The following is a 24,697-nucleotide window of genomic DNA, read 5'->3' as shown; positions in this document are numbered from 1 at the left end:
TATAATATAATTGGTGATTGTCAATTCTTATCGTGCAAAATTAGTTAAAAGTTATGAAAGATGCAAATAATGTCAGGGAAAATGATTACTTTTGTAACAAATTAACTAACTAAACATGTTTGGGTATGAAGAAAATCCTAGTAGCAGAAGACAATGACAGTAACTTCATCTTGATGACCTACATCCTGAAGCGTGACTACGAATTCCAGCGTGCCGTCAACGGACGTGAGGCTGTAGACATGGCGCTGGCTGGTGGTTTCGACATGGTGTTGATGGATATCAAGATGCCCGTAATGGACGGACTGGAGGCTACCAAGTTGATTAAGGAGAAGATGCCAGACCTGCCTGTGGTGGCTCTGACGGCCAATGCTTTCGACAGCGACCGTATGCTGGCGCTTGAGGTAGGCTGTGATGAGTTCCTAACCAAGCCCATCAGTAGTGCCAAGTGCCTGGAGACCATTGCAAAGTTTATTGGCAAATAAATAAAAATCCATATAAATAGGGATTGCATGGATGCAAAGATCGCCGTACCTTTGCATCCAGTTTTTTATGGTATATTTTTTAAGGATGAAAAAGATTGTTATAACAAGCCTCTGTCTGTTGTCGGCCACCATGGTGGTTGCTGATAATGTGAAGGAGGCTTCTTTTGAGAGTGTCAACGATACCAGTCGTGTGATCGACCTCGACGAGGTGGTTGTAGTGGCCCAGCCCAAGGAGGGCCTGTTCCTTCGTCAGCAGCCCATGAGCAGCAGTGCCTTCGGCATGCAGGACATGCAGACGCTCCAGGTGAAGAGCCTGGGCCAGTTGTCTGACTATGTCCCTTCGTTCGTCATGCCCCAGTATGGCAGTCGCCTGACCTCCTCTATGTATATAAGAGGTATCGGCTCACGTCTGAACAACTCGGCCGTAGGTATCTATTACGACCATATCCCCCTGATGTCGAAGTCGGCCTTCAATACCCATTTCTACCAGCTCGACCGAGTTGACGTGCTGCGTGGTCCTCAGGGCACCCTCTATGGTGGCAATAGCGAGGGCGGCATCGTACGTATCTATTCCAAGAACCCCATGAACTATCAGGGCACGGACGTGAACCTGGGTCTGGGTATGGGCCTCGGACAGGGCCGCAAGGCCGAGGTGGCTCACTATCACCGTCCCTGCGATAAGTTCGCCTTTATGGTGGCAGGCTTCTATAATAGTGAGGACGGTTTCTTCCACAACACCAATCTGAACGAGAGCAACGACAAGATTGATGAGGCTGGAGCCAAGGTGCGCCTGATGTGGAAACCCAGTTCAAGACTCACTTTCGACCTGACCAGCGACTATCAGTTCACCATCCAGAACGGTTTTCCCTATGGTGCCTATGATGCTGACAAGGACGAGACGGCCGACCCCTCTACCACTTTCATGAATACCTATCGTCGTCAGATGGTGAATACAGGACTGACCGTTTCCTACGACCTCAACGGCTATCTGCTGACGTCAACAACCAGTCACCAGTACCTCTGGGACCGCATGAAGATGGACCAGGACTATGTGCCAACGGACTATCTGAGCCTGCAGCAGACACAGAAGATGAATGCCGTGACCGAGGAGATCGTGTTCCGTTCAAAGAACGCCAGTCGCTGGCAGCACGCCACGGGTGTCTTCGGCAGTTACCAGTGGCTCCATATCGATGCCCCTGTAGGCTTTGGCCAGGGCATGACCGACATGCTCAACGCCATGATGCAGCGCGTACTGCCCGCTACGCATCAGATGACCTTCGATAATTTCCGCGTGCCTGGCGATTTCCGTACCCCTCAGATGAATGCAGCCGTGTTCCATGAGTCCAACCTGCATCTCTCTGACCGTCTGATGGCTACCCTGGGCCTGCGCTTTGAGCATCATCAGATCAAGAACGATTACCTGACCAGCGCCCTGGCTGATATCACCATGACCATGACGATTCCCGGTCGTCCGGCACCTATGGTGATGAATATCCCATACGAGTCAACGTTCGAGTCGTCCCTGAAGAAGACCTCCAACCAGCTCCTGCCTAAGTTCGGCCTGACCTGCCGCCTCTGCGAGGATGGTTCCAATGTCTATGCCGTGGTGAGCAAGGGCTATCTGGCAGGTGGCTATAACTTCCAGGGCTTCAGCGATATCTTCCAGATGGAGATGCGCTCGCTGGGTGCCAACTTCCCCCGCGACGGCAAGGTGCAGCATACGGCCGACGACCAGGCTCAGAAGGACCAGCAGATCAGCTATGATGCAGAGACCACCTGGAACTACGAGGCTGGCGCTCACCTGAATCTCTTTGACCATAAGGTGAAGGCCGACGTGGCACTCTTCTATACCCAGATCCGCAACCAGCAAATCTCACGTATGAGTGCCGACTATGGCTTCGGTCGTATCATCGACAATGCCGGCAAGAGCTATAGCTGCGGTGTGGAGACGGCCCTTCGCGGACAGGCTTTCGACAACCACCTGATGTGGGGTGCCACCTACAGCTTCACCCATGCCAAGTTCAAGGAGTATGACGACTATGACAATGCGCACAACCTCATCAGCTACAAGGACATGTACGTGCCTTTCATCCCTCTGCATCAGTTCAGCGTGAACGGCGACTACCGTTTCGATGTAGAGGATGATATCCTGAGCAGCATCACCCTGGGCTTCAATGTCAAGGGACAGGGTAAGACCTACTGGGAGGCCAATAATGACATGTACCAGAAGTTCTATGCCACACTGGGCGCCCACCTGATGTTCCGTCTGAACCAGGTAGAGGTGGATTTCTGGGGCCGCAACCTGACCAACACAAACTATCATACATTCCTCGTGAACAGCCAGATGACCAATCAGAGCTTTGCCCATCAGGGCAATCCCCTGCATGCTGGCGTAGATTTGCGTATGCATTTCTAAAGAAGGTTCACGTTTCCTTTCCGACACGCTCCTTGATGCATCCCGCATTGAGGGGCGTTTTTCATTTTGTGCTATAAAAAGTTCTTTTTGTCTTATTCGTTTTGGCAGATTTTTATTACCTTTGTGCCCACAAAATTTCATAAACCTAAAGCTTGAGATAGAATGAAACATAACAAAGTGGCCCTGGGCCTGATTTTCTGCCTGTTCTTTTTATGGGCAATCAGCAGTAACCTGCTTCCTACGATGATTCGTCAGTTGATGAAGACATGCGAACTCAACACCTTTGAGGCCTCGTTTACCGAGAGTGCCTACTGGCTGGCCTATTTTGTTTGTCCTATCCCTATCGCCATGTTCATGCGCCGGTATAGCTACAGGGTGGGTATCATCACGGGTCTGCTCATCGCCGCCATGGGTGGTCTGCTGTTCTTCCCTGCAGCCATGGTAAAGAGCTACGGCGTCTATCTGTGCATCTTCTTTATCATTGCCACGGGTATGTGTTTCCTCGAGACGGCAGCCAATCCCTATGTCACCGTGCTGGGTGATGCCCATACGGCACCCCGCAGACTGAATCTGGCGCAGTCGTTCAACGGACTGGGCGCTTTCATCTCGGCCATGTTCCTCAGCAAACTGGTGCTCAGTGGCAACGACTTTACGCGCGACACCCTGCCTGCCGATTATCTGGGCGGATGGGACGCCTATATCCAGACGGAGACCGACTCCATGAAACTGCCTTACCTCCTGCTGGCATCGGCCCTGATTCTCGTGGCCCTGATCCTGGTGTGGGTGAAGTTGCCCAAGGTTGGCGATGAAGAACAGGAAGCCAAGGGCAAGCTCATCGATTTCTCTGCCCTGAGGAAACCGCATCTGTGCTGGGGCGTCATAGCCCAGTTCTTCTATAATGGCGGTCAGACGGCGGTCAACAGTCTTTTCCTGGTCTATTGCTGTACGTATGCCGGCATCGACGAGGATACAGCCACCACCTTCTTTGGCCTCTATATGCTGGCCTTCCTCGTAGGCCGATGGATAGGCACCCTGCTGATGGGACGCTTCAAGCCCGAGCATATGCTGACCGTCTATGCCCTGGCCAATGTGGTGCTCTGCGTGGTCATCATGGTGTTTGGCGGCTATGTGGGTCTCTATGCGATGCTGGCCGTGTCCTTCTTTATGTCCATCATCTATCCTACGCAGTTCTCCCTGGCCATCGACGGACTGGGCGAGCAGACCAAGTCGGGTTCTGCCTTCCTGGTGATGGCTATCGTGGGCAATGCCTGCGTACCTCAGTTCACGGCATTTATCATGCACCATAACGCACAGGTCTACCAGATAGCCTACATCGTGCCCCTTGTCTGCTTCGTGGCATGTGCCGTCTATGGAATGATGTATCGGAAACTAAATCCAACAGAATAATATAGAATGAAGATTTTTTCAGTAACAATGCTCTTGGGCTGTTGCGCGATGACGATGACGGCTCAGGAAACTTACCGGATTCCCGTCAGCGAAGTGCACGAACAGATGCAGACGGGACAGTTTGAACCTACGTGGCAGTCGCTCGAGCAGCACCAGACACCAGAGTGGTTCCGTGATGCGAAGTTCGGCATCTGGGCCCATTGGGGTGCCCAGTGTGTAGAGGGTAGCGGCGACTGGATGGCCCGCGGTCTCTATTTGGAGGGCGGCGACCAGTACAAATACCACCGTGAGCATTATGGCCACCCCTCTGAGTTTGGCTATAAGGATGTGCTCCCCCTATTCAAGGCCGAGCGCTGGAATCCAGACAGTCTCGTGGCGCGCTATAAGCGCTGTGGCGCCCAGTATTTCTTTGTGCTGGGCAATCATCACGACAATTACGACCTGTGGGATTCCAAATATCAGCCCTGGAACTCTAAGAATATCGGTCCTAAGCGTGATATCCTGGACGAATGGGCCAAGGCTGCCAAGAAGCAGGGACTACCCTTGGGTATCTCGTTCCATGCCGACCATGCGTGGACCTGGTTCGAGCCCTCAAGGCGCTATGACCTTGAAGGCGACAAGGCGGGTGTGTGGTACGACGGTAACCTGACAAAGGCCGACGGCAAGGGCAAATGGTGGGAAGGACTGGACCCCCAGATGCTCTATCAGCAGCAACACCCCATGAGTCAAGGCTCGTGGGACAACCGACGTGTCCACTCCCAATGGGATTGGAGCCACGGTGCCTGTCCGCCGTCACAGGAGTTTGTCACCAACTTCTATGACCGTACCCTCGATGCCATCAACTGCTATCAGCCTGACCTCATCTATTTCGATGTCACCGTGCTGCCGTTCTATCCCCTGAGCGACTGTGGCCTGAAGATTGCAGCCCACCTCTATAACAAGAATCCGCGCGGCGTGGTCTTTGGCAAGATTCTAAACGAGGACCAAAAGAAAGCGCTGACGTGGGATGTGGAGCGTGGCGCTCCCAATCAGATGATTGAGCAGCCTTGGCAGACGTGCAACTGTATTGGCGACTGGCATTACAACACACGTACCTATCGTCGCGGCTATCGCACAGCGACGAATATTGTAAAGCAACTCGTGGATATCGTATCAAAGAATGGTAACCTGCTGCTGAATATCCCCCTGCGTGGCGATGGCACCTATGATGAGAAGGCGGCTGCCTTCCTGGATGAGTTGGAACCCTGGATGACGCAGAACGGCGAGAGCATCTTCGGTACCCGTCCGTGGGTGAAGTTTGGTGAGGGTCCTGTGGCCGAGAAGGACATCAAGATCAGCGACCAGGGCTTCAACGAGGCGCAGTATAACGGGATGGACTATCGCGACATTCGCTTCAACCAGACACGGAAATATCTTTACGTCACAGCGATGGGCTGGCCTGAGGATGGCAAACTGCTTATCAAGTCGCTGGCTAAGAAGGGACCCCATTTCAAGAAATCCATCAGCAGTGTCTATCTGCTGGGCTATGGTAAGCTGAAGGCGCGCCAGACGGCTGCAGGCCTTGAGGTACAACTACCCAAGCCTTGCAACAAGATTGCGCCGGTGTTGAGGATTAACAAGTAAAACTGTAAAAGAGTGACTCAGGCTTGCCTGTAGTCACTCTTTCTCTTTGGATTCATGGGAAACCATCCCCTCTCTACGCGCTTCTTCTGCTCAAAGAGTTCGCCGATAGCCCAGAGGGACGAGGCGCCGAAGACGCCAAGGAATGACGACAGATAGACGTTGTCCGTGAACAGGGCGCCTGCACAGCAGCATATGCCTACTATCAGGTAGAGAACCCAGGGACGGGTGCCCCAGTAGTATTCTGTCTTGATCACGATGGGATGCCAGATGCCGATGGTGAGGAATGTCATCACGGCGATGGTTATGCCTGTAAAATACATAAAATTGCTAACTTTGTAAATTTCTTGCAAAGTTAGCAATTTTATTTCATTTACGTGTTATCTTTCTCCGTTTTTATGCGTTGAAGACGCTGATTTGCCTTATTTCTTCGGCACGCGTTTCGTCAGTCCGATGGCCCCCGCCGGACAAACTAGTCGGCAGAGGTGGCAACCCACGCATTTCGCACCGTTGAGTCGTGGCTGGCGCGTCTCGTGGTCAAACGTGATAGCCTGGTGTCCGCCGTCGTTGCATGATATCTCGCAGCGCCCGCAGCCTACGCACAGGTCCTTGTTGAACTTCGGATAGATGATGGTGTCGCGGTTCAGGGTGTCGGGCTTCATAAACAGTGGCAGCGACTCGCCCACCAGGGCGTCGAGTGATGTCAGGCCCCGCTTGGCCAGATAGCGCTGCATGCCCAGCGTCAGGTCGTCGATGATGCGGTAGCCATACTGCATCACGGCCGTACATACCTGCACGTTGTGGCAGCCCAACTGGATAAACTCCAGGGCGTCTCTCCATGTCTCGATGCCGCCAATGCCGCTCAACTGTGTCTTCCTGGGCATCTGGGCCAGTTCCAGAATATGGCGCAGGGCGATGGGACGCACGGCACGTCCTGAGTAGCCCGATATGGTGCGCTGTCCTGCCACCTCGGCATCCACGTCCATCGTCACCGACTTGATGGTGTTGATAGCCGATATGGCATCGGCACCCGCCTCGATGCACGCCATCGCCGGTTCCTCGATATGGGTGATGTTGGGCGTCATCTTCGGAATCACGGGTATCTTCACACTCCGCTTCACGCAGGCCGTATACGTGTTCACCAGTTCGGCACTCTGACCTACGTCGCTGCCCATGCCCTTGTGCTTCATCTGCGGACACGAGAAGTTCAGTTCCACGGCATCGCATCCGGCCTCCTCGGCCATCCTGGACAGGGTCTGCCACTGCTGCTCCGTCTGTCCCATGATGCTGGCCACCACCACCTTTGTGGGGAAGTCGTGCTTCAGTCGGCGCAGGATGTCGAAGTCCATCTCCACGGGGTTCTCGCTCAACTGCTCCATATTGCGGAAGCCGTAGAAATCGCCGTGGGTGGCGTTGGTGTGCATCGCGTCAAACCGTGGCGACACCTCTTTGATCTCCTGCATGCAGATGGTCTTGTAGAACACGCCTGCCCATCCGGCCCTGAAGGCACTGGCCACCATCTCGTAGTTGGTGCATACGGCCGATGAGGCCAGGAAAAACGGGTTCTCGCACTTGATGCCACAGAAGCTGATGGCGAGCGACGGATAGTGGCTGTTGTCCACGTCGTCAGGATTGATGGCCCTGATTATCTCCTTGATGCGGATAGGCCAGTTGTAGTGGATACAGGCCTCCTCGGCACGTTCCAGGTCTTCGTCGCTGCAATCCTTTACCCAGAGCAGGGCCGGCTTGTGGTTATCAAAACGTATGGCGCGGATGGCACGTGCGGGGTCGCCCGTCTTACAGGCCTTGGTGCAGGGTGCATCCTGGCACAGCAGACAGCGGTTGGCTTCTTCATAGATATTCACTTTTCTGTTGGTTGGTAGTTTCATAGGCTTAAATCTGATTTAGTTGTACATGCTGCAAAGATATGAAATTGGTTTTGTTTTTCCAAATATTTTACAGAAAATCTTATCTTTAAGTTAATTAATTTAAAATTCTATCACTTTTTGACCTTTCAGCGATAAAATATAATGAGTTTTTTTCTATCTTTGAAGTCCCTTTTCTATAACACCATGATATGAATAACGAAAAAACATACAGACTGGATTGGGACGAGGACGCCAGGGAATTTGTTCGTCGTATCATCAATGCGCAGGACGACTGTGAGCCGTTGCGTATTGTGGAACAACTGGTGGGTATCGTGGTGGACGAGCTGAAGGACCGTCCGTATGATGCCAGTGCTTTTGTCACCGCCCAGCGCATGAAGGTGACGCTCCGCCATCAGGGGCGCCCCATCAATGAGCGTATGGTGCGTGTCATGGGCAATCATACCGACCGTGTGGACTATCGTTCTGAGGGTGACGACTGGATTCTCACCATCCGGCGCGATATCCCGCCCCTCATTGCCACGCGCAGATAGCCGCTTGTCTTCCCCCTTGATATATCCGTGAGAAATCACGGATTTTTTTTGTCTGGAAATACGTTAATAACTACAAATAAAATCTTAACAAGTATTTAGATATTTGGAGGTTATTACAAAATGTAGTTATATTTGCAGCGTCCTAAAACAATACGCATATGAAGAAGTTGACAGACAAGGAACTGCAAATCATGGAGGTGCTGTGGGAAAACGGCTCGCTTTCTACGCGTGATATCATTCAGCACCTGCCCGATACTACGTCGCATTTCAATACCATTGCCACCTATATCCGCCGGTTGGAGCAGCATGGCATGATCAAGCATCAGGAACTGAGTCCTCGGTTCTATACCTATCAGGCTGCCGTCTCGCGCGAACAGTATGTCTCTTATATCAACAAGGAGAGCATCACGCGCTTCTTTGACGGGTCCTATATGGATTTCATCTCTCGTCTGGTGAAGCATCACGAGGTGAGCGTCGACGAGCTGAAGGAACTGATCCGGATGGTGGAAGAGGAGTGATGTGAGATGTGTGATGTATGATGTAAGAAGTAAGATGTAAGAAGTTATGGGCGCATTTGTAGTATATATTCTGGAGTGGTCGGCATGTTTGTTGCTGTTCTTGCTGCTGTACAAGATGTGTTTCAGTGGCACCACGTTCCATCGTTTCAACCGCATATACCTGTTGGCCACCACGCTGCTCTCTGCCATCCTGCCCCTGGTGCATATCGCCCCGTCGCAGCAGGTGGAGCCGGTGGCCGAGTCGTGCAGAACCTCTGCGTGGGTGGATGAGTCGCCGCTGACCAGCATCAGTTTCGAGTCGGCGCTCGAGGTCACCACCGATGGTCTCACGGCCACCGAGAAAGGAGCCCTGGTACTCCTCGCGGTCTATCTGCTCTATGTGCTGACGCAGGTCGTAGGGTGGGGCAAGGCCTATGCCAGGATGCTGTGGTTCCTGCGCGGCAAGCGTCGCCACCGTCTGGGCCGCTGGATATGGCTGGTAGAGCACGATGGCGAGTACGGACCGTTCAGCTGGATGCACTTTATCGTCATCTCCTCCCATGAAGAGGGATTCGGACGCCGTGCCAGCATCCGCCACGAGCTGTCGCACATCCTGCTGCTCCATCACCTCGACCTTCTCTTTACGATGATATGTGTCATCATCAACCCCGTATGCTGGCTGGTGATGAAAGAGATAAAGATAGTACATGAATATGAAGCCGACGATGAAGTGATCAATCATTACAGGATTCAGAGCCGTGACTATCAGCGATTATTAATCCTGCGGACAGTGGGAGCGGAGGCCTACGCACTCGCCAGTTCGTTTAATCTTAACATTAAAAAACGAATTATTATGATGAAGAAAAAACAATCTAACTGGTGGCGCATGACCTGGATTGCCGTGACGCTCCCTCTGATAGGTGTCTCACTGATGGCTTTCTCAAAACCCAAGGAGGCTTTGCAGGAAGCAGTAGACCATAGTGTCAAGGTCATTGAACAGCCCATCGTCGAGGCCATCACCTCTGATGCAGAGGAGACTGAAATCGTCGAGGACCCTGCTCCAGTGAAGGAAGTGAAAGCCGTGAAGGCAGTAGAGGCCGTAAAGGCTGGCGATAAGGTCACCGGCACTGTGAAAGACGAAAAAGGTGCGCTGACAGGAGCTAATGTCGTGGAGATTGATGGCTACGGCCGCATCGTGGGTGTTACCATCAGCGATGCCAACGGCAACTTTACGCTGAAGGTAAAGAACCCCGAGAACAAAATCCGTGTCTCGTTCGTGGGACTGAAGACAAAGACCATTGACATTACCAGCAACAAACTGGAAATAACGATGGAACCCAACACGGTGATCACCCCCATACAGGTGACGGGTGTTAAAGGCTATGTCGACAGTAACGACCCACGCTATAAGGACAATGACATGACCAGTGGTGATGACAACACGTTCAGCTTGGTAGAACAGGCGCCATCGTTCCCTGGCGGACAAGGTGAGATCATGAAGTATCTGAGCACCCACCTGCGTTATCCCGTCGTAGCTCGCGAGATGCAGGTAGAGGCAGAGGTCACTGTGAAGTTTGTTATCGATAAGACCGGCTTTGTGCGCTCACCAAAGGCTGCAGAGGTTAAGGTTTCTTCTCCCATCGCCAAGATGACGGACGTGAGCACCCCATCCCGTACAGTGAGTGTTGATTTTGCCGAGAATGCAAAAGAAGGTGATGAAGAAGCTGCGGAAAAGGCCAAAGCTTTTTATGATACCGTTGAGGCTCTGAAGGAGGAAGCCGTTTACGTGGTGCGCAACATGCCCCGCTGGGAACCAGGCAGACAGAATGGCAAACGTGTTGAGACCACCTATACTCTGCCTATCACTTTCAAACTGAATTGATACCCCATTCAATATTTTTTTCTCATAACTTGTCCCAGAAATTTGCAGGTTTCTGGGACAAATTGTACCTTTGTAGTCGAATAATGCGTCAAACATAGCATTTAACCTAAATGAAAAGAACGAAACAATACCTTGCTGCTCTTATAGCTATCCTGACCTATTACTGCGTCCACGAAGGCGCCCATCTCTTCTATGCCCTTTGGCATGGAGCGCTCAAACAGATTCATATGATGCCCCTGGGCGTGCAGGTGGACATCTATCGCGACCGCCTCACGGATATCCAGTTCGCCCATTTCTGCATGTCGGGTGCTATCGCCACCATCTTTGCCGCCTGGGTACTGACCATCCACAGCACCGTGCTCGTCAAGTGGTTTGGCATCAAGTTGGGCAATTACTCACCGTTTCTCCTCACCTGCTGTCTGTACACCACCATCGCCCTGCTGATCTGTGATCCCCTCTACCTGTCGGTGCTCCAGCTCTTTATGGGCGACTACGACATGCAAGGCATCCAGATGATGCTGCCCCGATACGTGGTCAGCATCGGCTTCGCTATGCTCGGCATCATGCACCTCATCATCATCGTCCGACTGCTCTGGCCCCGATACAAGGAGGCTTTTGAGGGCTAACCCAAGCTTTCCATATACAAACAACAGCTCCCGAAGCACTTACGCCTCAGGAGCCGTATTTTTTTTACTTTCTTTTTGGTTTTAGACTTGGAAATTTTCAATTATATGATTACCTTTGCAGGCAAATTCATACCATAGACGGAAATTTAAAACAATAATCAAATGAATCTAGTAGAGAAAGAGGGCATTACAGATGCCAGGAAACTGGGTATGCCTAAGTATGTGATCCTGGGTGTTCAACACTTGTTTGCCATGTTTGGTGCCACCGTGCTGGTGCCCGTATTGACCGGTCTTTCCGTGTCGTCAACGCTGCTGTTTGCTGGTATCGGCACACTGGTGTTCCATCTTGTCAGCAAGTTGCAGGTGCCTGCCTTCCTGGGCTCTTCGTTTGCCTTCCTGGGCGGCTATATGTCGGTGAAGGCACTGGGCGTAGAGCAGGGAATGAGTGAGACGCTGGCGCTGGACTATGCCTGTATCGGCGTGTTCTTTGCCGGACTGTGCTATTTCGTGATGGCCGGACTGATTAAGTCGTTTGGCGTAGAGAAGATGTTGCGCTTCTTCCCACCTCTGGTCACAGGACCTATGATTATCGCCATCGGACTGGTGCTCTCTGGCAGCGCCATCCAGAACTGTACCACCAACTGGCCGCTGGCTATCGTGGCGCTGGCCACGGTGATTATCGCCAGTGTGTGTGGCAAGGGCATCATCAAGATTATTCCTATCCTGCTAGGCGTGGTGGTGAGCTATCTGACGGCCGTGGCGATGGGCGAGGTGGATTTCTCGTCGCTGAGCGAGGCTGCATGGATTGGACTGCCATTCAGCAGAGAGCAGACCGCCCTGGCCGTGTTTGACAATCTGGACACCACGTTCCTGATCTCTACGATTATCGCTATCATGCCTATCGCCATTGCCACCATCATGGAGCATATTGGCGATATGTGTGCCATCTCTTCTACCGTGGGCAAGGACTTCCTGAAGGAACCAGGACTGCATCGCACGCTGATGGGCGACGGACTGGCCACAGCCATAGCATCGCTCTTTGGTGCTCCTGCCAATACCACGTATGGTGAGAATACGGGCGTGCTGAACCTCACGAAGGTGTTCGACCCTGCCGTGATTCGTTTGGCTGCCTGCTTCGCCATCCTGCTGTCGTTCTGTCCTAAGTTTGCCTGCCTGATAGGTTTGATGCCTGCTGCCACGATTGGCGGTGTGAGCCTGATTCTGTATGGTATGATTTCGGCTGTGGGTGTGCGCAACCTGATAGAGGACAGCGTGGACTTCAACTCATCACGCAACGTGTTTGTGGCAGCCCTGATTCTGGTTATTGCCATCGGCGTGAAGTATGGTGCCGATGACAATGTGAACATTGGTCCTATCCATTTCTCGGGTCTGGCCCTCTCGGCTATCGTTGGTGTGACCCTCAATGCCATACTGCCTGGTAAACTGGGCATGAAGGTGAAGAGCGTTCACGGCAAGGAGAAGAAAGAGCATCTGAAAGAATAGAAAAGAACACCAGTAAGGATACAGAAAAAGAGCATCATTTGAGATGATGCTCTTTTTCTGTATGTATTGACCTTGTGATTATAGGTTCCACTTCACACCCAGGGTGGGGTTGACGAAGAATGTCTTGTCGTTGTAGTAGTTGACGATGAAGTTGTTGCTGAACTCAACCTCGGTACCTACTGAGAAGTGCTTGTTGACATTATACCAGAGCTGAGGCTCGCTGAGGATCACGAGACATCCGTGGTTGTTGGCTTTCTCGCCACGCCAGAAGTCAATGAATCCGGAGAAAGTCATCTTATTGTCGAGGAAATTCAGTCCCCACACGCCTGTCAGCTGGAAGCTGGCATACGAGTGTGTGCCCTCGTAGCTCTTGAAGAACTGCTTATAGAGTGCCTGTACAGACCATGTCTTTGAGAAATCGGCATTGTGGCCGTTGTAGGCGATACCTGCCAATCCAGCCTGCTGGTAGCTGCCGTTGCCGATGGCAGGAGCGTGCCACAGACCACCGTCGTACTCCACGTGGGCAGCGAGGGGCAGGTTCTTACTCAGGTTAATCTCACGTGAAATCTCGGTGTAGATGCTGCGTGTGGTCTTGCTGGTGAGGTCTACATCGAAGAAATAGTACCATGAACCCCAGTCGTCGGCCTTGAACTGTTCCAGGGTAGCGGTGACCTTCTGGCGGTCGGCCTCCTCATTGCTGTAGATGTTGCGACCGAAGTCGTAGTGCAACTGAATGTTTTGTGCGTTGGCGCTCAGGGCTGCTACAGCCATCAGCGCAATAGAAAAAATCTTTTTCATTGTTTGTTATTTTTTTGTTTGAATTTTTTTTTGGAGTTAAAGGAGTTAAGGAGTTAAAGACAATAGTTTATGTGCAGTGAAGGAAAAGACTGACGTCTTAACTCCTTAACTTCTTTAACTCCTTAACTCCTAAATTCTTACAAGAACGCATAGCGGCAGATAAATAGCACAGCCAGCAGGATGGTGCCCCAGTTGATATTGTTGCGCGCGTCTTTGTCCTTCATCTTGAACGACAGCAGGTGAATCAGCACATAACTGATGACACCCATGAGAATACCGTCAGAGATACTGTAGGTCAGCGGCATCAGCACGATGCACACAAAACAGGGGATAGCCGTCACATAGTCAGAGAAATCGACCTTGCGGATGTCGTACATCATCATCACACCTACCAGTACCAGGGCCGATGCTGTGGCCTGACCAGGAATGGCAAGGAACAGTGGGGCGAAGAGCAGGGCAACGGCAAAGCAGAGGGCCGTGACGAGGCTGGTGAGTCCAGAACGGCCACCGGCGTTGACACCCGATGCACTCTCCACATAGGTAGTCACGGTAGAGGTGCCCAGCATAGCACCCACGGTAGTACCTACGGCGTCGGCCATGAAAGCCTTGTTGAGGTTCTTCACATTACCGTCGTCATCAACCATGCCGGCACGGTTGGACACACCGATAAGGGTGCCGATGGTGTCGAACATATCGATGAACAGGAAGGTGAGCACCACGATAATCATATCGACGGTGAAGATATTGTGCCACTCGAACTGCCAGAGGATGGGTTCGATAGAGGGTGGGGTAGACATGATACCATTGTACTGGGTGACGCCCAGGGGGATACCCACGATGGTGGTCACCAGGATGCCGATGAGCAGAGAACCCTTGACATTTTTGACCAGCATGGCGGCAGTAATCAAGATGCCGAAGATGCCCAGCAGAACGGCGGGGTCGTGGAGGTTGCCCATGGTGACAAACGTGGCATCAGAAGATCCCACGATGCCTGCACTCTTCAGACCAACGAAGGCGATGAAGAGTCCGATGCCCGGACTGATGGCGCGTCGCAGAATCAGCGGGATGGCGTTGACGATGTAGCTGCGCAGACCCGTGATGGTGAGCAGGATGAAGATGAGACCCTCGATGAATACGGCCGTCAGCGCAAACTGCCAGCTGTAGCCCATGGTCAGTACCACGGTGAAGGCGAAGAAGGCATTCAGACCCATGCCAGGAGCCAGTGCGAAGGGCAACTTGGCGTAGAGGGCCATCACGATGGTGCCCACAACGGCAGAGATACAGGTAGTGGTAAACACGGCACCTTTGTCCATGCCGGTAGCAGAGAGGATGTCTGGATTCACGGCCAGGATATAGGCCATCGTCAGAAAGGTTGTGATACCGCCGATGACTTCCTTGCGGATGGTCATTGTGGAGGCATCAAATCCCAGAAAACTAAGTAAATTTTTCATCTTGTTTTTTAATGTATAAGATTCGTTGGGCGCAAAATTACAAAATATCATTCAATTATCACCTACAATTCGTCACATTTTCATGCAGTTTATCCCAGATATTTTGCAGAATCTGTAATAAAACCTACTTTTGCAGCGTCAAATCGATAACGATGTAAGAAAAAAAGAAGATGAAAAGAATGTTTTTAGGAGCAGCCCTGATGATGCTGCTTGGCGCTACGGAGATGATGGCGCAGGTCAGCCAAACCGCTACACAGACCATTCGCGGACATGTATGCGACGTGGCCTCTGGCGAACCAATGATAGGTGTGACGATAACGGTGGAAAACGGAAGCACCCTGGCTACCGTATCTGATACAGACGGAAACTTTGTCATTAATAATGTACCCGTGGGCCGACATGCCGTTCGTGCCACTTTCATAGGCTATGAACCCGTGTTGCTGAAGGAACAGCTGGTATCGTCGGGTAAGGAACTGGTACTCACGCTGAGAATGTGCGAGAATGTCGCCGAACTGGGCGAGGTGGTGGTAAAGCCTCGCGTTAACAAACAGTTGCCGCTGAATGACATGGCGCAGGTAGGCGCTCGCATGTTCAGCGTTGAGGAGGCCAGTCGCTATGCAGGCGGTATGGCCGATCCTGCCCGCACGGCCTCGATGTTTGCCGGCGTGGCCACAGGCGGTGCCACCAATGGCATCTCTATTCATGGAAACTCGCCCCAGATGCTGCAATGGCGCATTGAGGGGGTAGAGGTGCCTAATCCCAACCACTTTGCCGAGATAACCGAGGCTGGCGGCGGTGTGTTTACCTCGCTCAACGGTACGGTACTGGCCAACAGCGACTTCCTCACGGGGGCCATGCCTGCCGAGTATGGCAATGCCCTCTCAGGTGCTTTCGACATGAAGATGCGCGTGGGTAATAATACGAAGTACGAGCATGCCATCCAGGTGGGCACACTGGGCGTTGATTTCGCCTCCGAGGGTCCGCTGGCAAAGGGCTCGAAGGCGTCGTATCTGGTGAACTACCGCTACAGTTTCCTGGAGATAGCCAAGAAACTGCATGCCATCAATATGGAGAAGGAGACGCTGGACTATCAGGACCTGAGTTTCAAGTTGAACATGCCTACCAGGAGTGCCGGCACCTTCGCCCTGTGGTTCACGGGACTGATAGACCGCTATGAGAACGAGGTGCCCGACGTGTCGGAATGGGAGACGCTGTGGGACATGAACGACTCGTGGTCGCGCCAGAAGAACTGTGCCGTGGGGCTCACGCACAACTATCGGTTCCGCACAGGCGGCACGCTCCACTCCAGCGTGGCTTTTACGGGCTCTTATCGTAAACTGGGCGTCAACGACTACACCACGGAGATGAACATGACGCCTGAGATGGCTGGTCGCAACTCGCAGTGGAACGTGATTATCAGCACCCAGCACCAACACAAATTCTCTTCACGATACACCATGCAGAATGGTTTTGAACATCAGCACCTGGATTTCAGCACCTGGATGGACTATATCCACGAGACGGGCGGTCCGCTCTATCGTGTGTATGATTCTGATGGCAATACGGGCCTGACGCGTCTTTACACCAACCACAAGGTGGCACTCAGCAGCCGGTTGTCAACGGTGGCAGGTGTCAACGTGATGTGGTTCAACCTGAACGACCAGTGGCTGGTGGAGCCTCGCGTCAGCATGCAGTACAAGATATCGCCATCGAGCACCTTCTCAGTGGCTTATGCGATGAACAGCCGCAAGGAAACAACGGATACGTATTTCGTACTGATGGATGGTAAGAATCCCAACAAGAACCTCGGTCTGACGCGCTCGCATCATATCTCGGCCTCGTTTGCACAGCGCCTGGGCGAGAACATCATGCTGAAGATTGAGCCCTACTGGCAGTGGCTGTTTGATGTACCTGTAGAAAGGCTACGGGTAGGCGACGGTACGTCGGGAATGATGGGTAGTACTTATTCTATCCTGAATCATCGCAACTTCTTCCAGGACCGTGCCTTGGTCAACGAGGGTGCCGGGCGCAACTATGGTATCGACTTCACGCTGGAGCGCTATCTGAAGGACGGATTCTATGGCATGGTGACGGCCACGCTGTTTAAGGCGGAGTATCGCGACGCACAGGGCCAGTGGCACCACTCGCGCCATGATCGCCGCTATATCACCAATATCCTTGGTGGTAAGGAGTGGATGATCGGCAAGGCCAAGAAAAACGTCTTCGGCATCAACGGCCGACTGACCATGATGGGTGGCGACCGCTATACGCCCATCCCTGACGGCATCACCTTCGAGGATGTGATGAAGCGTCCTGACAAGTCTGTTCCCATTGACGAGGGCATGGATCCCTACACCAAGCAGAAAGGCATGAACGTGGGCTATGCTTTCTCTGTGAAATACACCATCAACAAGCAGCACACGGCGCACCACATCATCTTGGAATACCTGCAGATGAAGACCTTCCAGGGACAGACCTTCGACCTGAAGACCCACGAGATTGTCGACAAGTTCACCTCGCTGACCTTCCCCAACATCGCCTACCGCGTGGAGTTCTAGGTCGAGGAAAGATGGCGAATATTCCAAGTTATTCGTCACATTTTTGTGCAGTTTATCCCAATTGTTTGGTGAAATCGGTGATAAACACTACTTTTGCAACATCAAAACAAATAAATGCAATGAAAGAAAAAGTATTTTTACTATTCCTGTTGGGCTTGATGCTGACAGGATGTTGTGTGAAACCAGAGAAGCTGGGTGATATCGACTCAGCGTATGCAACGGTCAACGATAGCGTTCGCGTACATTATAAGACTTATGGCGATGGCGACAAGACCATCTGTTTCGTTCATGGCTTCGGCTGCGACCTCAATACTTGGGAGAAGCAGTTCGAGGGACTGAGCGATGACAGTCATCTGCGCCTGCTGTTCATTGACCTGCCTGGCTATGGCGAGAGCAGTAAGCCACATGTGGAGTACACGCTCGACTTCTTTGCCAAGGCCGTCAATGCGGTGCTGGACAAGGAAAATGTGGGGGATGTTGTCCTTGTGGGACATAGTCTTGGTACGCCTGTCTGCCGTCAGGTACTGAAGGGTGGCCGACAGGGCAGTCTTGTTGATATCGATGGCGTCTATTGCTTCTACGACGGTACAGAAACGCCTGAATATGTGGAAGCCGTGAATCAGTTTGGCCATGCTTTCGACGGACCTGAATGTAGTGAGGTTATCACAGGATTCGTCACTTCGCTGGCTGGTCCTGAGACGCCTCAGGGCATCACCGACTATGCCATGAGCGTGATGCCTAAGACGCCGCAGTATGTGGCATCGAGCACCATGCGCAACCTGGTGGAGCGCCAGTGGTGGTCACAAAAGCCTATCCTGGTGAAGACAATGGTCGTCTGCACGCAGAACAGCGGTCTCGATCCTGACAATCGTCAGAAGATGGAACGGCTGTATCCCCATCTCGACTACACCGAACTGACCACCTGCGGCCATTTTATCCACATGGAGCAGGCTGAGATGTTCAACGGGAAACTGAAATCATTTATTCAAGAGTAAAGAAATAAATGAAACAGGAAATCAATCCCAAGGATACTAACAGGGCCATCTCCTTCCAGTTTCACCATGCCCAGATGGACGGCAAGCACGCCGCCCGGTTCCTGGAAGAACTGCAACGGATTATTAATACGATATGACCATGACGAGCGAGAGACTGAGACAGACGTTTTCCGAGGACGGAGCGCGGGAGATATACCAGGATATCCAGGCTACTGGTGATTTCCTGGGCTTTGCTCGGCGGTATGCTTTCGATTCTGACTATCGCGTGGCGAGGAGTGCCCTGTGGGGACTGACCAAAACTACGAATGAAGAATTGTCGGCATTGCAGGTCATTCAAAATGAACTGATAGACCAGGCTATGCAGACGGAGAACTCGTCCGTGAGGCGACTGACGCTGAACATCATCGAGCGTTTGAAAATGGACGAAGATGATTTGCGGACCGACTTCCTTGACTTCTGTTTCGAGCACATGGTCAATATTGAGGAGTTTCCTGGCACCCAAACGCTCTGCATGAAACTCGCTTTTCGCATGTGCAGCTTCTATCCGGAACTGATGGACGAACTGAAACGCACCCTCGAAGCGATGGAGATTGACTACTACAAGCCCGCCGTAAAATGTCTGCGCAAGAGGATTCTCAGCGGTAAGTTCCGATAGTATTTACCATCCATCACAAATCCGTGCAGTTTATCCCAGATCTTTGGTTATTTCGTCATATATCTATACTTTTGCAGCATCGAAACGTATAAAACGATAATAATATGAAACAGAAATTTTGCCAGAGCTGCGGAATGCCGCTCACGGAAGATGTCCTCGGTACGAATGCCGATGGAAGTAAGAATGAAGATTACTGCATGTACTGCTACAAGGATGGCCAGTTCCTGCAGGACTGCACGATGGAAGAGATGATTGAACATTGTGCGCAGTTTGTTGGTGCAGTAAACGAGGGGCTGGAGAAGCCCATCACCAAAGAGGAGTATATCGGCATGATGAAAACGTATTTCCCCCAGCTGAAGCGTTGGCGCCAAACGCTGGATGTGAATAACGATGAAACGATGAATGCAAATCCCGCTTTAGCCGGTGTTAAAGAACTCATTGCACAAATGGCCGACACTCTGCCCATCGCTTATATCTCGTCAGTAGACCAGGAAGGCTTTCCTTGGACCAAGGCCATGTTGAAACCACGCAAACGTGAGGGTATCAAAACCTTCTACTTTACAACCAACACATTCTCAATACGTGTGGCTCAATACAAGGCCAACCCCAAGGCAAGCATCTATTTCTGTGATGCCGAAGGATTTAAGGGCATGATGCTCAGAGGTACGATGGAGGTACTGACGGATGCCGCCTCGAAAGAGATGATCTGGCGCGATGGCGACACAGAGTACTATCCAGGTGGCGTCACCGATCCAAATTACTGCGTCTTGAAATTCACCGCCACCGATGGCCGTTTCTATAGCGATTTTTATCCACGTAGTTTTGTAATTGAGTAAATGATGAACAATAAAGCACCGGTCATACTCGTTGGCGAAAAGAGTGACAAAGTATTCCTTTATGTGCATGGATTGCATGGACGCAAGGAAGAGGCATTGGCCTTTGCAGAGGTGGCTGTGCCTAAAGGTTATCAAGTTTTGGGTATCGACCTGCCTGTAGAGCGCAAGCCTTGGGAGGTACTGCCTTTGCTGAACGATATTTGTGATTATCTATATGATAATTGGCAATCGGTATCTGTTCGTGCTAATAGCATAGGCTCGTGGTTTACGTTGCTGGCATTCCAGAGCAAGAAAGTGGAGCAAGCGTTGCTTGTTTCACCAATTCTTGACATGAAGCGGTTTATTGAACTGATGCCACAGCGTGAGGACGACTATTACGAGTGGGTTGTTAATAACCCAATTACAAGTTGGGTTGCACCTACCTACATCCTTCGCCCAGAAGTGGACTTGATTGTCAGCGACGAAGTGGGACACGACTTCATCAGTCAGCATCAGTGCCAGGTCACCATCATGCCTGATGGCGAACATTGGTTTCATACGCCAGAACAGCTTGCTTTCCTGAAAGCATGGGAAGAGAAAACGATAATATCAAATGAATAGAATTACAATGGAAACAAATCGTATCATATTGCGCCCTTGGCGCGAATCGGATGCGGAGAAACAACAGACATCAAATCGCTCATTAGCGGCCACTTTGTAGATAATCCTGCTTCTGGTAGAGTAATGGAAAAGTGTGGTTTCGTTCCCACAGGCGAAACCTGCACCCCATTCGTCACAAATTGATGCTGTTTATCCCAGAAATTTGGTGCTATCTGCAACAATGTGTACTTTTGTGGCGTCAAACTTAATACGTCAAATCAAGAAGTTTCGTCATTGAGTAATCGTAATTTTATAATTGAAAACAAAAAAGAATAATAAGATGAACAACAAAGCACTTGTCGTTATCGACATTCAGAATGATATCACCAAACACTATCGTGACATTATCGATAACATCAATGCCGCCATCGAATGGGCTACGGCAGAGGATATGCACGTGGTATATATCAAACACAATAACATCACCGCTGCTACGAGAACGTTCAAGCCAGGTAGCAAGGGCGAAGAACTGGTACCTGAGATGAAGGTCGTGTCAGACAATATCTTCGTAAAGACGAAAAGCAACGCCCTTACAAGCGAGGCGTTTTCTGCTTTCATCGCTGCGAACGGCATCAATGAGTTCTACGTAGCTGGCGCGGATGCTACAGGCTGCGTGAAATCGACGTGTTTCAATATGGCCAAGGCAGGCTTCACGGTGCATGTCCTCTCAGACTGCGTCACCAGTTATGACCTGAAGAAGCTCCCAGAGATGCTCGCCTATTACGAAAGCAAAGGCTGTGAGGTGAAGAAACTTGTAGAATACAAATGAATATCCTAATCATAAACGGAAGTCCTCGTAAGAAGGGACTGATATCGCAGATGCTTGGCATCATGCGCGAGGAAGCGGAAAAACGAGGCGACACGGTGGAGATGGTGTATACCAACGACCTGACCGTGAAGCCCTGTATCGGCTGTATGGCCTGCCGCACGAAGGAGAAATGTGTACTTGCTGAGGACGATTCGCAGCGGGTGCTGCAGATGATGCAGCAGGCCGATGCCATCATCATGGGTGCGCCCTGCTACTGGGGCAACATCCCAGGACAGATGAAGCTGATGTTCGACCGTCAAGTCTATGGAATGATGCGCGACACCCCACGCTTTCCAGAGCCGCTGATGAAAGGCAAGAAGTGTATCCTCATCAGCACCTGCACCACGCCCTGGCCTTGGAACATCCTGTTCAAGCAATCGCGCGGCGCCATCCGCGCCATGCGTGAAATCGCCCGCTATGCGGGATTTAAGATTGTAGGCACCATCGAGCGCGGTGGCACAGCAATGCATCCTGAACTCACAGACAAAGACAAACAAAAATGCCGCAAGGCAATTGAAAGACTTAGTTAAAATGAAAGTGTTTGAACAACCATTGGTCTCAACATCAATCCCTGCCGAAGCATTCGTCAAGACCGTGAATGGTATTTTTGAAGGTATGATGAAAAAGAAATAGTAAAAAAAATACTGCGATGGTAAGAATTAATAGTATGTTTAATGTAAAGGATGAGGCTGATGCCCAGCTGGTAAAGCAGATGGCACGGCAACTTATTGAGCAATCGCGTTTAGAAGAGGGCAACCTCTCTTACGACCTTTTTCAGGGTAGTACTCCAACATGCCTGTTGTTTTGCGAGACTTGGCTTGATAATGATGCCTTCAAGGCTCATGTCGCCAGCCAGCACTACACCACCATTATGCCAAGAATCAAGCAGCTCATCGTTGGCAATAAAGATCTTAAGATATTTGAGTATGAATAATTCAAAAATAGACACGATAGAAATACAAAGCAAGGTACTTGGGAAAGCGATGGCAATGAAGGTCTATGTGCCTGCTGACTTTACGGAGGGGTTGCCTACGCTTTATTTCATGCACGGACGTAACGGTGACGAGAATATTATCCATGCACTTGATATACAGGCTGTCGCTGACAAGATGATTGCCGACGGGAGAATGCACCCGATACTAATTGCCTGTCCGAGAATGGAAGATGCTTTGGGGCTAAACGCCTACGAGGATTATTTCTTTGATGAAGTTTTGTCACATGTAGAGCAGCAGTACAAAACACGTAAACGCTATATTGGCGGTTGCTCGGCAGGCGGTTACATCGCCCTGAATTACGCATTGCGACATCCTACGATGTTTGAGCGTGTGGGTGGTCATATGCCTGCCATAGACGAGCAACTGGATGATGAAGACCTGCATTATTTCGGCACACGCGAACAATGGGCGGCAAACAATCCGCTCTTTTTGGCCGAAAAACACTCTCTGCCAACTAAAATCGAGTTTTATCTTGATGCGGGCAACGAAGATGAAGGTGGTTTCTATCGAGGATGTGCGCAACTGGCAGAAAGATTGGCAGCCCGTGGCGCTCAGGTTCAGAATCATTTAAACGAAGGACATCATACCATTGATTATATCAAAGCCCATTTGGAGGAATATCTTATGTTTTATGCTAAATAAAAGTAGATTATGAGTAATGCTGGAACAATAAAAGACAATAAACACTATATGAATGAAATGATTGCATGCTATAGAGAAGAAGCCATCGAATGTGTAAAGGATCATGTTCTCCAGATACATAAGCAAATATATGCCAAGTATAATGGGGATTTTGACAGGATCTATACGGAAGGGTACAACAGCAAGTCCTATACGGGTAGGGTGATTGAGCCAGGAAAGATTTATGAACTGAGTTATCTGGAATGTACGTGCCCTAAAGTAAAATGTGGGCTGAGAAACCATCCGCAGCAATGTGAGTGCTCACGACAGAGCATCCTATATATCTTGTCGCAACTTGAACCAGATAGCCATTTCGAGGTTCGGATTGAGAATACGATTCTCAAGGGAAGCGACCGCTGTACTTTCAGAATAACAAAGCTTTGAACGAGGCGTTCGAGTTAGGACAATGGAAACTGGTTACATGGTTACAGCTGTAACCATGTAACCAGTTTTGTTGTTTTGACTATTATGCGTTATTGTAAGCAGCTAAATATCAGTATAATATGACATTTTTGTAGTTGTTCTTTTTACCTCTGCGGTTACATGGTTACAGTTGTAACCGTAACCGCTTTTGCTGTCGGATATTAGGCCTCGCAGGGGAAACATTATGGTTCGCAGGGAGAAAGCCTAAGGGTAACAGGGAGAAAAACGGCACCTTTCTATCGTTGGCCTATACCCAAATGATTGTGTGCCTATACGCAAACTACCGTTCGTCTATACTCAAATTGAAACGCATTTCAAAACGATGAACAATGTATACTCGCTTCATTACGCCATTAGTTATCTCAATATCCGTCCATTCGTCACAAATTCGTGCTGTTTATCCCAAATGTTTGGTAATCCCCGTAACAATATGTAACTTTGCAGCGTCAAACAGAAAAATGTTTTGAATATGAATATACTGATTCTCTCAGGAAGCCCCCGGAAGGGCGGCAATACGGATTTGCTGGTTGAGGCATTCGTCAAAGGTGCCTCGCAGAAGCACCATGTAGAGATTGTCTCTGTTCACGATTACAAGGTCAATCCCTGCATGGGGTGCAACGCCTGTTTCAAGAGCAAAGATAATACTTGTGTGCAGAAGGACGATATGCAGACTATCTACGATAAGATGACTCATGCCGATATGCTCGTGATAGCATCGCCTGTATATTTCTACGGATTGAGTGCACAGCTGAAGGCCGTCATCGACCGCTGTCATAACCCCATCAGGGATACGTTCCCCATCAAGAAGATGGCGCTGCTGCTTGTTGGTGCCGCCACGCTTCCCGAACTCTTTGACAGCATCCTCGCGCAATACCAGCTCTGCCTGAACTTCTTCAAGCTGGAGGATGCCGGTCGCGTGTTGGTTCGTGGCGCTAAGGATAAAGGCGACATTAAAAATACCGATGCCTTGAACGAGGCATTTGAATTAGGAAAATCATTACAATAG

General features: G+C 50.8%; 24 protein-coding genes and 1 pseudogene. 21 read left to right on the top strand and 4 right to left on the bottom strand.

Going from position 1 to position 24,697, the window contains the following annotated elements; genetic code table 11:
* Nucleotides 1-125: 125 nt before the first annotated feature.
* The 4 genes from L6468_RS11670 to L6468_RS11655 all read left to right on the top strand — a co-directional run bounded on the left by L6468_RS11670 (nucleotide 126) and on the right by L6468_RS11655 (nucleotide 5,928).
* A complete protein-coding gene (locus L6468_RS11670) occupies nucleotides 126-482 on the top strand; it encodes a response regulator (protein ID WP_091818891.1) in 357 nt (118 codons plus the stop codon).
* An 85-nt stretch (nucleotides 483-567) separates the two neighbouring features.
* Entirely contained in the window at nucleotides 568-2,898 is a 2,331-nt protein-coding gene (locus tag L6468_RS11665) for a TonB-dependent receptor (protein WP_237793370.1), read from the top strand.
* 162 nt (nucleotides 2,899-3,060) lie between these two features.
* A complete protein-coding gene (gene fucP, locus L6468_RS11660; RefSeq protein ID WP_091818889.1) occupies nucleotides 3,061-4,305 on the top strand; it encodes an L-fucose:H+ symporter permease in 1,245 nt (414 codons plus the stop codon).
* A 6-nt stretch (nucleotides 4,306-4,311) separates the two neighbouring features.
* Entirely contained in the window at nucleotides 4,312-5,928 is a 1,617-nt protein-coding gene (locus tag L6468_RS11655; protein WP_237793369.1) for an alpha-L-fucosidase, read from the top strand.
* A gap of 17 nt (nucleotides 5,929-5,945) precedes the next feature.
* On the opposite strand, the gene L6468_RS11650 is transcribed toward L6468_RS11655, so the two are convergent.
* On the bottom strand, nucleotides 5,946-6,248 hold the full coding sequence (locus tag L6468_RS11650) for a DUF4491 family protein (protein ID WP_091853788.1): 303 nt from the start codon (nucleotides 6,246-6,248) through the stop codon (nucleotides 5,946-5,948).
* A 99-nt stretch (nucleotides 6,249-6,347) separates the two neighbouring features.
* Nucleotides 6,348-7,814 (bottom strand): NAD-dependent dihydropyrimidine dehydrogenase subunit PreA, encoded by a 1,467-nt coding sequence (preA, locus tag L6468_RS11645; protein ID WP_091818886.1) that lies wholly within the window; start codon nucleotides 7,812-7,814, stop codon nucleotides 6,348-6,350.
* 188 nt (nucleotides 7,815-8,002) lie between these two features.
* Between preA and L6468_RS11640 the strand changes: the two genes are divergently transcribed.
* From L6468_RS11640 to L6468_RS11620, 5 genes are all read left to right on the top strand, one after another.
* On the top strand, nucleotides 8,003-8,344 hold the full coding sequence (locus L6468_RS11640) for a hypothetical protein (protein ID WP_237793368.1): 342 nt from the start codon (nucleotides 8,003-8,005) through the stop codon (nucleotides 8,342-8,344).
* Nucleotides 8,345-8,502: 158 nt separating this feature from the next.
* Nucleotides 8,503-8,862, top strand: a complete 360-nt coding sequence (locus tag L6468_RS11635; protein ID WP_091818884.1) for a BlaI/MecI/CopY family transcriptional regulator — start codon at nucleotides 8,503-8,505, stop codon at nucleotides 8,860-8,862.
* Between the two features lie 46 nt (nucleotides 8,863-8,908).
* Entirely contained in the window at nucleotides 8,909-10,723 is a 1,815-nt protein-coding gene (locus L6468_RS11630; protein WP_237793367.1) for an energy transducer TonB, read from the top strand.
* 110 nt (nucleotides 10,724-10,833) lie between these two features.
* Nucleotides 10,834-11,349 (top strand): hypothetical protein, encoded by a 516-nt coding sequence (locus tag L6468_RS11625; RefSeq protein WP_237793366.1) that lies wholly within the window; start codon nucleotides 10,834-10,836, stop codon nucleotides 11,347-11,349.
* Between the two features lie 162 nt (nucleotides 11,350-11,511).
* Nucleotides 11,512-12,852 carry a uracil-xanthine permease family protein gene (locus L6468_RS11620; RefSeq protein WP_237793365.1) on the top strand — a complete coding sequence of 447 codons (1,341 nt, stop codon included), beginning with the start codon at nucleotides 11,512-11,514 and terminating at the stop codon, nucleotides 12,850-12,852.
* A gap of 78 nt (nucleotides 12,853-12,930) precedes the next feature.
* Here the strand turns inward: L6468_RS11620 and L6468_RS11615 are convergent, their stop codons facing one another.
* On the bottom strand, nucleotides 12,931-13,650 hold the full coding sequence (locus tag L6468_RS11615) for a DUF5020 family protein (protein ID WP_091818881.1): 720 nt from the start codon (nucleotides 13,648-13,650) through the stop codon (nucleotides 12,931-12,933).
* Nucleotides 13,651-13,787: 137 nt separating this feature from the next.
* On the bottom strand, nucleotides 13,788-15,101 hold the full coding sequence (locus L6468_RS11610) for an NCS2 family permease (protein WP_237793364.1): 1,314 nt from the start codon (nucleotides 15,099-15,101) through the stop codon (nucleotides 13,788-13,790).
* A gap of 170 nt (nucleotides 15,102-15,271) precedes the next feature.
* Here L6468_RS11610 and L6468_RS11605 point away from each other — a divergent pair, with 170 nt between their 5' ends.
* The 12 genes and pseudogenes from L6468_RS11605 (at nucleotide 15,272) to L6468_RS11555 (ending at nucleotide 24,697) form a co-directional block, all read left to right on the top strand.
* Nucleotides 15,272-17,659 (top strand): TonB-dependent receptor, encoded by a 2,388-nt coding sequence (locus L6468_RS11605; RefSeq protein WP_237793363.1) that lies wholly within the window; start codon nucleotides 15,272-15,274, stop codon nucleotides 17,657-17,659.
* A 119-nt stretch (nucleotides 17,660-17,778) separates the two neighbouring features.
* Nucleotides 17,779-18,654, top strand: a complete 876-nt coding sequence (locus L6468_RS11600) for an alpha/beta fold hydrolase (RefSeq protein ID WP_237793362.1) — start codon at nucleotides 17,779-17,781, stop codon at nucleotides 18,652-18,654.
* Nucleotides 18,655-18,662: 8 nt separating this feature from the next.
* Complete coding sequence (locus tag L6468_RS14725) at nucleotides 18,663-18,791, top strand: hypothetical protein (RefSeq protein WP_255380656.1); 129 nt, start codon at nucleotides 18,663-18,665, stop codon at nucleotides 18,789-18,791.
* A 2-nt stretch (nucleotides 18,792-18,793) separates the two neighbouring features.
* Complete coding sequence (locus tag L6468_RS11595; protein WP_237793361.1) at nucleotides 18,794-19,309, top strand: hypothetical protein; 516 nt, start codon at nucleotides 18,794-18,796, stop codon at nucleotides 19,307-19,309.
* 104 nt (nucleotides 19,310-19,413) lie between these two features.
* Nucleotides 19,414-19,617, top strand: a pseudogene (locus tag L6468_RS11590) (zinc ribbon domain-containing protein); the annotation flags it as partial.
* A 90-nt stretch (nucleotides 19,618-19,707) separates the two neighbouring features.
* Nucleotides 19,708-20,145 (top strand): pyridoxamine 5'-phosphate oxidase family protein, encoded by a 438-nt coding sequence (locus L6468_RS11585; RefSeq protein WP_255779520.1) that lies wholly within the window; start codon nucleotides 19,708-19,710, stop codon nucleotides 20,143-20,145.
* Nucleotides 20,146-20,745, top strand: coding sequence for an alpha/beta hydrolase family protein (locus L6468_RS11580; protein ID WP_237793360.1), 600 nt, complete (start codon nucleotides 20,146-20,148; stop codon nucleotides 20,743-20,745).
* Nucleotides 20,746-21,064: 319 nt separating this feature from the next.
* On the top strand, nucleotides 21,065-21,553 hold the full coding sequence (locus L6468_RS11575) for a cysteine hydrolase family protein (protein WP_237793359.1): 489 nt from the start codon (nucleotides 21,065-21,067) through the stop codon (nucleotides 21,551-21,553).
* Nucleotides 21,550-22,122: a flavodoxin family protein gene (locus tag L6468_RS11570; protein WP_237793358.1), complete on the top strand. Its 573-nt coding sequence runs from the start codon at nucleotides 21,550-21,552 to the stop codon at nucleotides 22,120-22,122. Before L6468_RS11575 ends, L6468_RS11570 begins: the two co-directional genes overlap by 4 nt.
* 119 nt (nucleotides 22,123-22,241) lie before the next feature.
* Entirely contained in the window at nucleotides 22,242-22,526 is a 285-nt protein-coding gene (locus tag L6468_RS11565; protein WP_237793357.1) for a putative quinol monooxygenase, read from the top strand.
* Nucleotides 22,519-23,229 carry an alpha/beta hydrolase gene (locus L6468_RS11560; RefSeq protein ID WP_237793356.1) on the top strand — a complete coding sequence of 237 codons (711 nt, stop codon included), beginning with the start codon at nucleotides 22,519-22,521 and terminating at the stop codon, nucleotides 23,227-23,229. Before L6468_RS11565 ends, L6468_RS11560 begins: the two co-directional genes overlap by 8 nt.
* Nucleotides 23,230-24,160: 931 nt before the next feature.
* The gene (locus L6468_RS11555; RefSeq protein ID WP_237793355.1) at nucleotides 24,161-24,697 is read left to right on the top strand and encodes a flavodoxin family protein; all 537 of its coding nucleotides are present in this window, start codon (nucleotides 24,161-24,163) and stop codon (nucleotides 24,695-24,697) included.

It is taken from the genome of Prevotella communis (genome assembly GCF_022024115.1).
Lineage (GTDB): Bacteria > Bacteroidota > Bacteroidia > Bacteroidales > Bacteroidaceae > Prevotella > Prevotella communis.
Note: the sequence above shows the minus strand (reverse complement) of the source record. Positions and strands in the feature narration are given on the sequence as shown.